Source organism: Desertibaculum subflavum (genome assembly GCA_003576705.1).
Taxonomy (GTDB): Bacteria; Pseudomonadota; Alphaproteobacteria; order Ferrovibrionales; family Ferrovibrionaceae; genus Desertibaculum; species Desertibaculum subflavum.
This window is the reverse complement of record QOZS01000035.1, coordinates 1-14133: the sequence shown is the minus strand read 5'-3', so window position 1 is coordinate 14133 and position 14133 is coordinate 1. Positions and strand designations below refer to the sequence as shown.

The following is a 14133-nucleotide window of genomic DNA, read 5'->3' as shown; positions in this document are numbered from 1 at the left end:
ATGACGGCGACCGCGCTCGAGCCGACCGTTGCCGCGAAGCCGGCGGAAGGCCGCGTCCGCCGCGTCCTGCGCCGGCACCCGAAGATCGTCATCGGCGGCACCATCCTGCTGCTGATCGCGCTCGTCGCCATCTTCGCGCCCTATCTGGCGACGGTTGACCCGCAGAAGGTCTCGCCGGCGCGCCGCATGCGCTGGCCGCAGGAGCTCTACTGGTTCGGCACCGACATGATGGGCCGCGACGTGTGGAGCCGCACGCTCTACGGCACCCGCGTATCGCTCGTCGTCGGCATCGGCGCCGCGGCGCTCGCGACCGTCGGCGGCCTCGCCCTCGGCCTGATCACCGGCTTCATCCGCTGGGCCGATGCCATCCTGATGCGCATCATGGACGGGCTGATGTCGATCCCGGCCGTGCTGCTCGCCATCGCCCTGATGGCGATCACCCAGGCCAGCATCCAGAACGTCATCATCGCCATCGCCATCGCGGAGCTGCCGCGCGTGACGCGCCTGGTGCGCGGCGTCGTGCTCAGCCTGCGCGAGCAGCCTTTCGTCGAGGCGGCCACGGCGGCGGGCACCGGGCTCGCCATGACGATGATTCGCCACATCCTGCCGAACACGGTGGCGCCGCTGCTCGTTCAGGGCACCTATGTCTGCGCCTCGGCCATGATCACCGAGGCGATCCTCAGCTTCATCGGCGCCGGCACGCCGCCGATCATCCCGAGCTGGGGCAACATCATGTCGGAGGCGCGCTCGATCTTCCAAGTCGGCTGGTACATCGTGGTGTTCCCGTCGGTCTTCCTTTCCATCACCGTGCTCTCCGTCAACCTGCTCGGCGACGGCATGCGCGACGCGCTCGACCCTCGGCTGGCGAGGCGGATGTGACGGCGCCGCTGCTTGAGATCGACGATCTGCGCCTGCACTTCTACACGCGCGACGGCGTGGTGCGCGCGGTGGACGGCGTCACCTATCACGTCAAGGCCGGCGAGACCTTGGCCGTGGTCGGCGAGAGCGGGTGCGGCAAGAGCGTGACGGCGCAATCCGTCCTGCGCCTCGTCCCCTCGCCGCCCGGCCGCTACGTCTCCGGCCAGATCCGCTTCCAAGGCCGCAACCTGCTCGACCTCGACATGGCGGAGATGCGCAAGCTCCGCGGCGCCGAGATCTCGATGATCTTCCAGGAGCCGATGACCAGCCTGAACCCGGTGCTGACCGTCGGACGCCAGATCGGCGAGACGCTGGTGCTGCACCAGGGCATGGACCAGAAGGCGGCCGAAGCGCGCGCGGTGGAGATGCTGAAGCTGGTCGGCATCCCGGAGCCCGAGCGCCGGGTGCGGGAATATCCACACCAGCTCTCCGGCGGCATGCGCCAGCGCGTCATGATCGCGATGGCGCTCGCCTGCAATCCGAAGCTGCTGATCGCCGACGAGCCGACGACGGCGCTCGACGTCACCATCCAGGCGCAGATCCTGGACCTGATGCGCGAGCTGAAGAGCCGCGTCGGCGCTGCCATCATCCTGATCACCCACGATCTCGGCGTGGTGGCGGAGATGGCCGAGCGCGTGGTCGTCATGTATGCCGGCCGCAAGGTCGAGGAGGCCTCGGTCGACGACCTGTTCGCGCGGCCAAGGCATCCCTATACGCTCGGCCTGATGGGCTCGATCCCGCATCTCGGCTCCTCGCTCGTGCACAACGCGCCGCCCCGGCTCGCCGAGATCCAGGGCGTGGTGCCGAGCCTGCGCGAGGAGATCCCGGGTTGTGCCTTCGCGCCGCGCTGCGGCTTCGCGACCGAGCGCTGCGGCCGCGAGCGGCCGGAGATCGAAGAGCTCGCGCCCGGCCATTTCGCCGCCTGTTTCGAGGCCGAGCGCGTGGCCGCCCAATTCGCCGAGGCCGCGTCGTGAACGCGCAGGCGCCGATCGAGGCCGGGCCGCTGCTCGAGGTCAAGGACCTCAAGAAACACTATCCCGTGCGCAAGGGCGTGCTGCAGCGCGTGGTCGGCCAGGTCTATGCGGTCGACGGCATCTCCTTCACCGTCGGCCATGGCGAGACGCTGGGCCTGGTCGGCGAGAGCGGCTGCGGCAAGTCCACTGCCGGCAAGTCCATCATGAAGCTGATCGAGCCAACCTCGGGCGAGATCAATGTGGCCGGCAAGCGCATCGACAACCTGTCGCGCGGCGAGATGCAGAGCGTGCGCCGCCAGGTGCAGTTCGTGTTCCAGGACCCCTATTCCTCGCTCAATCCCCGCATGTCGGCCGGCGACATCGTGGCGGAGCCCTTGCGCAATTTCGGCGTGGCCGTGCGTTCCGAAGTGCGCGATCGCGTGGCCGAGATCTTTGCCAAGGTGGGGCTGCGCCGCGAGCAGATGGACCGCTTCCCGCACGAATTTTCCGGCGGCCAGCGCCAGCGCATCGGCATCGCCCGGGCGCTGGCCCTGCATCCGCACCTGATCATCTGCGACGAGCCGGTCTCGGCGCTCGACGTCTCGGTGCAGGCGCAGGTGATCAATCTGCTGATGGACCTGCAGCAGGAATTTCGCCTCTCCTATCTTTTCATCGCGCACGATCTCGCTGTCGTGGAGCACATCAGCCACCGCGTCGCGGTGATGTATCTCGGCAAGATCGTCGAGATCGCCGACAAGCGCGACCTGTTCGGCCGCGCGCAGCATCCCTATACCGAGGCGCTGCTTTCCGCCGTACCCGTGCCGAACCCGCGCGCCAAGAGCCAGCGCATGATCCTGAAGGGCGACGTGCCGAGCCCGATCCGCCCGCCTTCCGGCTGTCGCTTCCACACCCGCTGTCCCTACGCGGTGGAGCGCTGCAAGGCGGAGGAGCCGAAGATCCGCGAGATCGCGCCCGGCCACCATGTCGCCTGCCACTTGCGCGGTCCCGACGCATGACGGGCGATGCCACGTCCAAGGCGCTGCGCCACGCGCGCAACGCCAAGGCGGCGGCGCGCGAGGCACCGCCGCCGAAGACCCTGGAGGCGATCGGCTTCGTCGATGCGGCCAGCGCGATCCGGGCCTGGCCGGGCTATGCACCGACGCCGTTGGTGCAGCCGCCCGGCCTTGCGGAGGAACTCCGCCTTGAAGCCCTCTATGTGAAGGACGAAGGCCAGCGGCTCGGCCTGAAGAGCTTCAAGGCGCTCGGCGGCGCCTATGCGGTGCAGCGGCTGGTCGCCACGGCCAAGGGACCTGTGACGGTGACCTGCGCGACCGACGGCAACCACGGCCGCGCCGTCGCCTGGGGCGCCAGGTCGTTCGGCGCCAAGGCGGTCATCTACATGCCGGAATTCGTCAGCCCCGGCCGCGCCGCCGCGATCGAGGCATTGGGCGCCGAGGTGCGCCGCGCGCCCGGCAATTACGACGAGATAGTGCGCCAGGTCGCCATTGATGCGAAGCAGAACGGCTGGCACGTCGTCTCCGATACGTCCTATGCCGGCTATACCGACGCCCCGCGCCAGGTGATGTACGGCTACGGCGTGATGGCCGAGGAATGCATCGCCGCCTTCAAGGGCGAGCCGCCGACCCATGTCCTGGCCCAGGCCGGCGTCGGCGCGCTGGCCGCTGCGCTGTGCGCGCGGTTCTGGATCGAATGGGGGCCGCGGCGTCCGCGCTTCCTCACCGTCGAGCCCGAGACCGCGGATTGCGTCTTCGCCAGCATCGAAGAAGGCAAGCCCGCCACGGTGACCGGCGACCTCGCCACCGTCATGGGCGGGCTGTCCTGCGGCGAGGTGTCGAAGCTCGCCTGGGAGGTGCTGCGGACGGGTGTCGACGACGCGCTCGCCATCGGCGACAGCTGGGCGATCGACGCCATGCGCATGCTGGCCCGCGCCACGCCACCCGTTATCGCCGGCGAGACCGGCGGCGCCGGGCTTGGCGCGCTGATTGCGTTGGCCGAGGCGCCGAATCTGAAGCGGCATCTGGACCTCACGCCGGACAGCCGCGTGCTAGTCATCAACAGCGAAGGCGATACCGACCCGGCGATCTACCGCGAGATCGTCGGCGCGAGCTGAAGGAGGCCGAACCCGATGTCCCGCATCGTCACCATCGGCGCGGCCCAGCTGGGCCCGATCGCCAGGAACGAATCCCGCCAGGAAGTCGTGGCGCGCCTGATCGCGCTGCTGGAACAGGGTGCCAGGCACGGCTGCGACCTTGTCGTCTATCCCGAGCTGGCGCTGACCACCTTCTTCCCGCGCTGGTGGATCGAGGACGATGACGAGCTCAAATCCTGGTTCGAGCGCGAGATGCCCTCGGCCGCCACGCGCCCGCTGTTCGAGCGCGCCAAATCACTCGGCATCGGCTTCAATCTCGGCTTCGCCGAGCTGATCCAGGAGGACGGCAGCGAACGGCGCTTCAACACCTCCATCCTGGTCGACAAGCAGGGCAAGATCGTCGGCAAGTACCGCAAGGTGCATCTGCCCGGCCATCACGACAACGAGCCCTGGCGGCCCTTCCAGCATCTGGAGAAGCGCTATTTCGAGCGCGGCAATCTCGGCTTCCCGGTATTCAAGGCCTTCGACGGCGTGGTCGGCATGGCGATCTGCAACGACCGCCGCTGGCCGGAGGTCTACCGCGTCATGGGCCTGCAAGGGGTGGAGCTGGTGCTGATCGGCTACAACACGCCGGTGCACAATCCGCCGGCGCCGGACCAGGACGCGCATGCCGATTTCCACAATCACCTGGTCATGCAGTCGGGTGCCTATCAGAACGGGTGCTGGGTCGTCGGCGTCGCCAAGGCGGGCAAGGAGGAAGGCGTCGACCATATCGGCCAGAGCTGCATCATCGCACCCTCCGGCCAGATCGTGGCGCAATGCTCGACGCTCGGCGACGAGATCGCCGTGGCGCGCTGCGACCTGGATCTCACCAGTTCGTACAAGACGACGATCTTCAACTTCGCCATGCACCGCGAGCCCGACACCTACAAGATGATCGTCGAGCGGAAGGGCGCGATCCCGCCAGCTTGAACAATATTATTCACCACGGAGGACACGGAGATCGCGGAGGCACGCGGAGTTTGTTTCTCTTTCTCCGCGTGCCTCCGTGTCCTTTGCGGTCTCCGTGTTGAATGTTTCTACGCGCCCGGCACGCCGCGGGTGGTCGAGTATTCGAAATGGTGCACCTGGCCCGGATGCACGATGTTGCGGGCGGCGTGCATGGCCATCGCCGCCTCGCTGAAGCCGGAGAGGATCAGCTTCAGCTTGCCGGGATAGTGCGCGATGTCGCCGACCGCATAGATGCCGGGCGTCGATGTCTGCAGGGTCGCCGGGTCGACCGTGATGTGCTGCTTGTCGTGGTTCAATCCCCAGCTTGCGATCGGGCCGAGATCCATCGAGAGGCCGAAGAAGGCGAGCAGGTGATCGGCCTCCAGCCGCCGCGCCTCGCCGTCGAGCGTCTTCACGATCACCGCCGAGAGCTTGCCGCCCGCCCCCTCCAGCGCGTCGAGCTGGTAGGGAATGACCAGCTCGACCTTGCCCTCCTTGGCGAGTTGGTGCAGGCGCCTCTCGCTTTCCGGCGCGGCGCGGAATTTGGGCCGGCGATGCACCACCATCACCTTGGCGGCGACTTCGGGCAGCGACAAAGCCCAGTCGACCGCGCTGTCGCCGCCGCCGGCGATGACGATGCGCTGGCCGCGGAAATCCTCGCGCCGGCGCACCAGATAATGCACCGACTTGCCCTCATAGGCTTCGAGCCCGGCAATGGGCGGCCGGTTCGGGCCGAACGCGCCGCAACCGGCGGCGATCACCACCGCCTTCGCCTGCACCTTGGCGCCCGCTGCCGTTTCGATCGCGAAGCCTTGGCCCGCATCGCCCTTGAGCGTGGTGACGGCCGAACCCAAGCGGTATTCCGGATGAAACGGCGCCGCCTGCTCGACCAGCTTCTCCACCAGGTCCTGCGCGTCGATGCGCGGGTAGCCCGGAATGTCGTAGATCGGCTTCTCGGGATAGAGCGCGGCGCATTGCCCGCCGGTCATGTCGAGCGCGTCGAGCACGACGCAGCGCATGTCGAGCATGCCGGCCTCGAACACGGCGAACAGGCCGACCGGGCCGGCGCCGATCACCGCGATATCGGTCTTGAGGGGGACGTCGCTCATCCGGGGGCTCCAGAAACCGCCGCTAACATGGTGGGCCGGCGGGTTTCGATCAACTCGTCTCGGCGGTTGCGGCACCCGCCCGCCGCGGGATAGAAGCCCGCATGACCGGGACCGATTCGGCCGTCTTCCGCCTCAACCTCGATCTTGCCGATCTCGACGCCACCGCGCGCCTGGCCCGGCGGCTGGCACGGGTGGCGGTGCCGGGCGACGTGATCGCGCTGGAAGGCGATCTCGGCGCCGGCAAGACCGCCTTCGCCCGTGCCTTCATCTCCGCCGCGACCGGCGCCGAGACCGAGGTGCCGAGCCCGACCTTCACCCTGGTGCAGACCTATGAGACCCACATCGGCCCGATCTGGCATTTCGATCTCTATCGGCTGAGCGCGGCCGAGGAAGCGCGCGAGCTTGGGCTCGACGAAGCCTTTGCCGAGGGCATCAGCCTGATCGAATGGCCGGAGCGCCTGGGGCCGCAACTACCGCCCAAGGCGCTGACCTTGCGGCTGGAGATGGGCGCCGATGAAGACGCGCGCCGTGCCACGCTCGAAGCCAAGGGCCGCTGGGCGGCGCTGCTTCAGGGCGCGGCCGGCGACGGCTCGCGCAACCGCGCCATCGAGGCCTTTCTCGCCACGCATGGCTGGGGCGACGCGCCGCGCCGCCCGGTCTCCGGCGATGCCTCGTTCCGGCACTACGAGCGCCTGTCCAGGGACGGGCGCAGCGTCGTGCTGATGGACGCGCCGCCGCCGCAGGAGGACGTGCGTCCCTTCATCCGCATCGACGAGATCCTGTGCCGGCTCGGCTTCAGCGCGCCGGAGATCCTGGCCCGCGACACCGACCAGGGCTTCCTGCTGCTGGAGGATTTCGGCGACGCCACCTTCACCCGCCTGCTCGCCGCGGGCGGCGACGAGACGGCGCTCTATGCCGCGGCGGTCGACGTGCTGGTCGCCCTGCACCGGCACCCCGCGCCCGCCGATCTGCCGACCTATGGCGGCGAGCTTCTGCTGGAAGCGCCGGAGCTGATCGTCGACTGGTACCTGCCGGCGCGCGACGGCCGGCCGACGCCGGAGCCGGTGCGCGCCGCCTTCCGCGCCGCCTGGTCGCAGGTCCTGCCGCTGGTGGGTCGCTTTCCGCCCGTGCTGACCTTGCGCGACTACCACGCCGACAACCTGATGTGGCTGCCCGAGCGAGAGGGTGTGCGTCGCGTCGGCCTGCTCGACTTTCAGGACGCGCTGATCGGCTCGCCCGCCTATGATCTCGTCTCGCTGCTGCAGGACGTGCGCCGCGAAGTCTCGGCTGCGCTGGAGGAGGCGATGATCCGGCGCTATCTCGACGCGACCAGGCTGGACGAGGCGATGTTCCGCGAGACCTATGCGGTGGTCGGGGCCTTCCGCAACGCGCGCATTACGGGCCTGTGGCCCAGGCTCTGGAAGCGCGATGGCCGGCCTCGCTATCTTCGTTTTCGGCCACGCACCTGGGCCGTGCTGGAGCGCGATCTGGCGCATCCCGCGCTGGCCCCGGTGCGCGCCTGGTTCGACCGCGAGATGCCGCCGGCGACGCGACTCGAGCCCTTTCCCGGAGAGATGCCGTGAGCCGATTTCCCCAAAAGCTGCCAAACACCGCAATGGTGCTGGCGGCCGGCCTCGGCCTTCGCATGCGGCCGCTCACCCTCGACCTGCCGAAGGCGATGGTCGAGGTGAAGGGCCGCAGCCTGATCGACCGCGCGCTCGACCGGCTGAAGGCGGCCGGCATCGCCAAGGTGGTGGTCAATCTGCACCACAAGGGCAATACGCTGAAACGCCATCTGGCCGAGCGTAACGACATCGAGATCGCCTTCTCCGACGAGACGGAGTTGCTGCTGGAAACCGGCGGCGGCGTCGCCAGGGCGCTGCCCTTGCTCGGATCCGGCCCGTTCTTCGTCGTCAACAGCGACGTCATCTGGCTCGACGCCCAGGGCGACTCTCTGCACGCGCTGGCGGCAGCGTGGGACGATGCCGCGATGGACGCGCTGCTGCTGATGCATCCGACGGTCATGGCCGTCGGATATTCGGGCATGGGCGATTTCGACATGGCGGCGGACGGCCGGCTGACCCGGCGCGAGCAGCGCCATGTCGCGCCCTTCCTGTTCACCGGCATCCAGCTGTTGCATCCGCGCCTGTTCGACGATGCCCCGCCGGGCCCGTTCTCGCTCAACCGCCTGTATGACAAGGCGGCGGAATCGGGGCGCCTCTTTGGCCTGCGCCACCAGGGCATCTGGATGGATGTCGGCACGCCCGCCGGCCTCAAGGCGGCGGAAGCGGCGCTCGAGGATCTTTGACGGTGCCCGGCCTCTGATGGCGGCGGCCCGCCCGTCCGTCTTCTCCATCCCGACCGGCACGCCGTTCGTCGATGCGCTGGCCGCCGGCATCCTGGCGCGGCACGGCACCGACCCGCTCGAGCTTTCCGAGATCCTGATCCTGTTGCCGAACCGGCGCGCGGCGCGCGCTTTGCGCGAAGCCTTCCTGCGCGTGGCCGAGGGACGCGCGCTGCTGCTGCCGCGGATGCGCGCGCTCGGCGATGTCGACGAGGACGAGCTGGCGCTCACCGGCATCGACCTGCTCGCCGTGCCCAAGGCGCTGCCGGAACTGCGCCGCCTGGTCCTGCTCGCAAGGGAAGTGAAGCACCGGCCGGAAGTGGCGAAGCTCGCCCAGGCGCTCGCCCTTGCCGGCGAGCTCGCACGGCTGATCGACGAGGTGCGCATCGACGGCGTCGACCTTCGCAAGCTGGCCGGCCTCGTGCCGGAAACCTACGCGGCGCATTGGCAGGCGACGCTTGACTTTCTTCGCTTGCTGACCGACCGCTGGCCGGAGGTGCTGGCCGAGAGCGCCGCGCTCGATGCTTCGGAGCGACGCAACCGGCTGCTCAAGCTGCAGGCCGAACGCTGGCGCGGTTCGCCGCCGGTCTCGCCCGTCTACGTCGCAGGGTCCACCGGCAGCATCCCGGCCAGTGCCGAGCTGATCGGCGTGGTGGCGCGCCTGGCGCAGGGCGCCGTCGTGCTGCCGGGCTTCGACACCACGATGACGGCCGACGACCGGGCAGCGATCGCCGTCGAGCCGACGCATCCGCAAGCCGGCATGCTGCGCCTGCTCGCCGCCATCGACGTCGATGCGCGCGAGGTCGGCATTTGGGATTCGACCGTCGTGCCGGCCGCGAACGCCGAACGGCTGCGACTGGTGCGCGAATCGCTGCGGCCCGCTGATACCGCGCACGGCTGGGCGGCGGCGGCAACCTTCGAGGCCGAGGCCTCGAACGGACTGCGCTTCATCGAGGCGCAGAGCCCGCGCGAGGAAGCCGCCGCCATCGCCCTGCTGCTCCGCGAAACCCTGGAGACGCCCGCACGCCGCGCCGCGCTGGTGACGCCGGACCGCGACCTGGCCCGACGGGTCGCCGCCATGCTGGCACGGTGGGGCATCGCCATCGACGATTCCGCCGGCATCGAGTTGGCCCGCACGCCGCCGGGCGGGCTGCTCCGCCTGCTGGCCGCGGCCGCGGCGCAGGATTTCGCCGCCGTGCCCCTGCTCGCCGCGCTGAAGCACCCGCTTGCGGCCGGCGGCATGGCACCGGTCCGCTTCCGCCGGGCCGTGCGGCGGCTGGAGCGGCGGGTGCTGCGCGGCCGCCGTCCGCCGCCGGGCCTCGACGGCTTGCGGGACGCCGTGCTGGCAGCGGATGTCGAGCCGGAGCTGGCCGCTTTCGCGGAACGGCTGATCGAACGGCTCGGACCGATCGCCGCCGAGCCGACCGGCGACAGCCGCATGCTGGGCGATCACCTGCACCGCCTGGTGACGGTCGCCACCGCGCTGGCGACGGACGAGCGCGGCTGCCGGCTGTGGCACGGCGACGCCGGCGAGGCGCTGGCCGCTTTCGTCGACGAAGCGAGCGGCGCGCTCGACGATTCCACCGAGGTCGCGGTCGGCGAATGGCCGGCCGTGCTCGACCGGCTGATGGCCGGCATCGTCGTGCGGCCGGGCTATGGCCGGCATCCGAGGCTCGCCATCTGGGGCCCGATCGAAGCGCGCCTGCAGCAGGCCGACCGGCTGGTCCTCGGCGGCCTCAACGAAGGCACCTGGCCGGCCGAGGCCGCGGCCGATCCCTGGCTCAACCGGCCGATGCGCGAAGCGCTCGGCCTGCCGCCGCCGGAGCGGCGCATCGGTCTTGCGGCGCACGACCTGCAGCAGGCGCTCGGCGCCGGCGACGTGATCCTGACGCGGGCGCTCCGCGTCGAAGGCGCCAAGACGGTGCCGTCGCGCTGGTGGCTGCGCCTCTCCACCCTGCTCGGCTCGGCACGGCCGCTCGACCGCGACGTGGCGGCCTGGGCCGCCGCCCTCGACCAGCCGGCGCAGGCCGTGCCCGAGAAGCCGCCGGCGCCGAGGCCGCCGGTCGAGGCGCGGCCCGTGCGGCTTTCGGTCACGCGGGTCGAAGCGCTGATCCGCGATCCCTACGCCATCTACGCGCGTTTCGTGCTCGGCCTGAAGCCGCTCGATCCGCTCGACCCCGCCGCCGATGCGCTGGAGCGCGGCAATTTCGTGCACGCGGCGCTGGACCGCTTCGTCCGCGCCTATCCGCAAGCCCTGCCGGGCGATGCGGAGCGACAGCTGGTCCAGATCGGCAGCGCGATCGTCGCCGAGCGCGCCATCCATCCGGCCACGCTCGCCTTCTGGTGGCCGCGCTTCCGGCGCATCGCCGCCTGGTTCGTCGACTGGGAGCGCGCGCGCCGCGCGAGCGGCATCCTGCCGATCGCGACCGAGGTCGGCGGCACCCTGGATCTCGGCGGGTTCACCCTCACCGGCACGGCGGACCGCATCGACCGCCTGCCGGACGGGCGGCTCGCCCTGCTCGACTACAAGACCGGCAACCCGCCCTCCGACAAGCAGGTCGAAGCGGGCTTCGCGCCGCAATTGCCGCTCGAAGCCGCGATGGCGGCGCGCGGCGCCTTCACAGGGATTCCGGCAGGCACCGCGGGCGAGCTCACCTATCTTCGCCTCTCCGGCGGCCGCGAGGCCGGCAAGGTCCAACCGGTGAAGCGCGACGCCGCCGTCCAGGGCGAAGCGGCGCTGGAGGGATTGAAGCGCCTGGTCGCGCGCTATGGGCGCCAGGCGACGCCCTATCTGTCGCGGCCCCGGCCGCAATTCCTCGATGCTCCCGGCGACTACGACCATCTCGCCCGGCTCGGCGAATGGTCGCCCTATGGGGACGAGCGATGAGCGCGCCGATGCCGTTCGAGGAGCAGCGCCTCGCCGCCGATCCGGCGAGCTCGGTCTGGGTTTCCGCCAATGCGGGCTCCGGCAAGACCAAGGTGCTGGTCGACCGCGTGATGCGCATCCTGCTCGCGGGCACCGCGCCGGACCGCATCCTCGCCCTCACCTATACGCGTTCGGCGGCGGCCGAGATGGCGAACCGGCTCGGCGAGAGGCTCGGCGCCTGGGCCACCACGGGCGATGCCAAGCTGGCGGACGAGCTCGCGCTGCTGCTCGGCCGGCCGGCGACGGCCGCGGAGTCGAAACGGGCACGCCAGCTGTTCGCCCGCGCGCTGGATTCGCCGGGCGGGCTGAAGATCCGCACCATCCACGGCTTCTGTCAGTCGCTGCTGGCGCGCTTTCCGCTGGAAGCCGATATCGTGCCGCATTTCCGCGTCATCGAGGGCACCGAGCAGAGCGACCGGCTGGACGCTGCGCGCGACGAAGTGCTAGCCGCGCTGCACGAGGACGACGACGCGGCCGTGCGGGCCGTGCTCGACCAGCTGATGGCACAGGTGGAAGAGACGCGTTTCGGGCCGCTGATCGGCGAGCTGATCTCGGGCCGTGCCCGCGCGCGGCTGGAAGCGCCGCTCGGCGGGACGATCGGCCGGCTGCGCGAGCGGCTCGGGCTCACCGGGAACGAAACGCGTGCGACCATCCTGGCAGCCGCCTGTGCCGAGCTTGCCTTCGACGCGGTGTCGCTGCGCCGCGCGGCAAAAGCCCTCAGGCGCGGCTCCGCCACCGATCGCGCCCGCGCCGAATTGCTGGAATCGCTGCTCGGCGACCCGGCCCGTCGCGCGCTCTGCTTCGAGACCGACTATGCCGGCATCTTTCTCACCAAGGCGGGCGAGGTGCTGAAGCGTCTCGCGACCAACGGCGCGGTCGACGCCGATCCCGACATCGTCGACATTCTCCGCACCGAGGCCGAGCGCATGCTGGCGGTGAAGGCGAAGCTCGCCGCCGCCGATCTCGCCCATCTCACCGGCCTGCTGTCCGGCCTCGCCCGCCGGCTGCTGATCGTCTACGAGCGCCACAAGCGGGACGCAGCGCTGCTCGACTACGACGATCTGATCGCCCGCACCGTCGCGCTGCTGGAGCGGCCGGGCATCGCACCCTGGGTGCTGTACAAGCTCGACGGCGGCATCGACCACATCCTGGTCGACGAGGCACAGGACACCGCACCCGAGCAATGGCGCATCGTCGCCGCACTGGCCGAAGAGTTCTTCACCGGCGAGAGCGCGCGCGCCGTCGAGCGCACCATCTTCGCGGTCGGCGACGAGAAGCAGTCGATCTACGGCTTCCAGGGCGCCGTACCGGCGGAGTTCGGCCGTCTCAAAGGCCTGTTCGCGGCCCGTGCGAAGGGCGCTGGCCGCGCCTTCGAGCCGGTGGGCTTGGGTCTCTCGTTCCGCTCGGCGCCGGCGATCCTGCGGGTGGTCGATGCGGTGTTCGCCGGCGAGGAGCGGCAGCGCGCCGTCACGGCCGGCGGCGACTGGCTGGCGCATCGCGCCCATCGTGTGGGCGAGCACGGCCGCGTCGAGCTCTGGCCGACCGTTGCGCCAGCCGACGGCGCGGACGAGCCGGAGGCCTGGGACGCGCCGCTCGACCGCATCGCCGCCGACGATCCGCGCGCGCGGCTGGCCGGGCGGATCGCGGCGCAGATCCGTGGCTGGATCGCGAGCGGCGAGATCCTCTCCTCGACCAGGCGTCCGATCGCGCCGGAGGACATCCTGATCCTGGTGCGCCGGCGCAATGCCTTCGTCGACGAGCTGGTCCGCCGGCTGAAGGCAGCCGGCATCGCGGTCGCGGGTGCCGACCGCATGCAGCTGCTGGAGCAGATCGCCGTCAAGGATCTGCTGGCGGCGATCGGCGTCGCCATCCTGCCGGAGGACGACCTTACGCTCGCCGCCGCGCTGCGCAGCCCGCTGATCGGGCTCAGCGAGCATGACCTGTTCGAGCTTGCGCACGGTCGGAAGGGCGAGCGGCTGTGGCACGCGCTGGTGCGCCGGCGCGGCGAGCCGGCCTTCGGGCCCGCGCATGACCGGGTCGCGCTATGGCTCGGCGCCGCCGACCTGCTGCCGCCCTTCGAGTTCCTGTCGCGCATCCTGGATGAGCAGGGCGGCCGCCACGCCCTGGCGGGACGCCTCGGCACGGAGAGCTGGGACCCGGTCGATGAGCTGCTCGCGCTGGCGCTCGCCTACGAGCGGACGGAGCCGGCGAGCCTGCAGGGCTTCCATCACTGGATCACCGCGCATGATGCCGAGGTAAAGCGCGACCTGGAACAGGGCGGCGGCGCGGTGCGCATCATGACCGTGCACGGCGCCAAGGGGCTGGAGGCGCCGGTGGTGATCCTGCCGGATACCTGCCAGCCGCCGGATCACAGCAACGATCCACGCGTGCTGTGGTTGAACGAGGATCCGCCGACGCCGGTCTGGGTGCCGAACAAGGATCTGCACACGGATACGACCCTGGCCGCACGCGACGCGCACCGCGTCCGCCAGCGCGAGGAATATCTGCGGCTTCTCTATGTCGCCATGACGCGCGCACAGGACCGGCTCTATGTCACGGGCTATGAGACCGGCAAGGGCCGCGGCGAAGGCTGCTGGTACGACCTCGTCGCCGCGACGCTGCTGCCGATGGCGACCGAGGTGGAGCTGGCCGGCATCGGCACCGGGCACCGCTACGAAGACGGCGCCGCGCCGGAGGCCGCCGCAACGGACCGGCCCGCCGCGCTGGCAACGCGCGCGCTGCCGGGTTGGGCGCTGTCCGCCGCGCCGCCGGAGCCGGTGCCG

10 protein-coding genes are annotated in these 14133 nt (G+C 70.5%); 9 read left to right on the top strand and 1 reads right to left on the bottom strand.

Features of this window, described 5'->3' with window-relative positions; genetic code table 11:
- The 5 genes from DT074_RS17950 to DT074_RS17930 are packed head-to-tail and all read left to right on the top strand — an operon-like array spanning position 1 to position 4953.
- Positions 1-879, top strand: coding sequence for an ABC transporter permease (locus DT074_RS17950; protein ID WP_119421239.1), 879 nt, complete (start codon positions 1-3; stop codon positions 877-879).
- Positions 876-1892 (top strand): ABC transporter ATP-binding protein, encoded by a 1017-nt coding sequence (locus DT074_RS17945; protein WP_119421238.1) that lies wholly within the window; start codon positions 876-878, stop codon positions 1890-1892. Before DT074_RS17950 ends, DT074_RS17945 begins: the two co-directional genes overlap by 4 nt.
- Positions 1889-2887 carry an ABC transporter ATP-binding protein gene (locus tag DT074_RS17940; protein ID WP_368744751.1) on the top strand — a complete coding sequence of 333 codons (999 nt, stop codon included), beginning with the start codon at positions 1889-1891 and terminating at the stop codon, positions 2885-2887. Before DT074_RS17945 ends, DT074_RS17940 begins: the two co-directional genes overlap by 4 nt.
- Entirely contained in the window at positions 2884-4002 is a 1119-nt protein-coding gene (locus DT074_RS17935) for a diaminopropionate ammonia-lyase (RefSeq protein ID WP_119421237.1), read from the top strand. The genes DT074_RS17940 and DT074_RS17935 overlap by 4 nt, the downstream gene beginning before the upstream one ends.
- Positions 4003-4017: 15 nt before the next feature.
- Positions 4018-4953, top strand: coding sequence for an N-carbamoyl-D-amino-acid hydrolase (locus DT074_RS17930; protein ID WP_119421236.1), 936 nt, complete (start codon positions 4018-4020; stop codon positions 4951-4953).
- A gap of 107 nt (positions 4954-5060) precedes the next feature.
- Here the strand turns inward: DT074_RS17930 and DT074_RS17925 are convergent, their stop codons facing one another.
- On the bottom strand, positions 5061-6080 hold the full coding sequence (locus DT074_RS17925; RefSeq protein WP_119421235.1) for an NAD(P)/FAD-dependent oxidoreductase: 1020 nt from the start codon (positions 6078-6080) through the stop codon (positions 5061-5063).
- A gap of 101 nt (positions 6081-6181) precedes the next feature.
- Here DT074_RS17925 and tsaE point away from each other — a divergent pair, with 101 nt between their 5' ends.
- The 4 genes from tsaE to addA form a co-directional block, all read left to right on the top strand.
- Complete coding sequence (gene tsaE, locus DT074_RS17920; protein WP_119421234.1) at positions 6182-7663, top strand: tRNA (adenosine(37)-N6)-threonylcarbamoyltransferase complex ATPase subunit type 1 TsaE; 1482 nt, start codon at positions 6182-6184, stop codon at positions 7661-7663.
- Entirely contained in the window at positions 7660-8388 is a 729-nt protein-coding gene (locus tag DT074_RS17915) for a nucleotidyltransferase family protein (protein ID WP_368744750.1), read from the top strand. The genes tsaE and DT074_RS17915 overlap by 4 nt, the downstream gene beginning before the upstream one ends.
- 16 nt (positions 8389-8404) lie before the next feature.
- Positions 8405-11311 carry a double-strand break repair protein AddB gene (gene addB / locus DT074_RS17910; RefSeq protein ID WP_119421232.1) on the top strand — a complete coding sequence of 969 codons (2907 nt, stop codon included), beginning with the start codon at positions 8405-8407 and terminating at the stop codon, positions 11309-11311.
- Positions 11308-14133 (top strand): double-strand break repair helicase AddA (addA, locus tag DT074_RS17905; RefSeq protein ID WP_119421231.1); only part of this gene is annotated, 2826 nt, incomplete at its 3' end. The genes addB and addA, both read left to right, overlap by 4 nt.

Excerpts from the sequence above, each read along its gene's own strand:
- addB (WP_119421232.1), top strand. The coding sequence starts at position 8,405 with ATGGCGGCGGCCCGCCCGTCCGTCTTCTCCATCCCGACCGGCACGCCG.
- DT074_RS17925 (WP_119421235.1), bottom strand. The coding sequence starts at position 6,080 with ATGAGCGACGTCCCCCTCAAGACCGATATCGCGGTGATCGGCGCCGGC.
- tsaE (WP_119421234.1), top strand. The coding sequence starts at position 6,182 with ATGACCGGGACCGATTCGGCCGTCTTCCGCCTCAACCTCGATCTTGCC.
- DT074_RS17935 (WP_119421237.1), top strand. The coding sequence starts at position 2,884 with ATGACGGGCGATGCCACGTCCAAGGCGCTGCGCCACGCGCGCAACGCC.
- DT074_RS17930 (WP_119421236.1), top strand. The coding sequence starts at position 4,018 with ATGTCCCGCATCGTCACCATCGGCGCGGCCCAGCTGGGCCCGATCGCC.
- DT074_RS17950 (WP_119421239.1), top strand. The coding sequence starts at position 1 with ATGACGGCGACCGCGCTCGAGCCGACCGTTGCCGCGAAGCCGGCGGAA.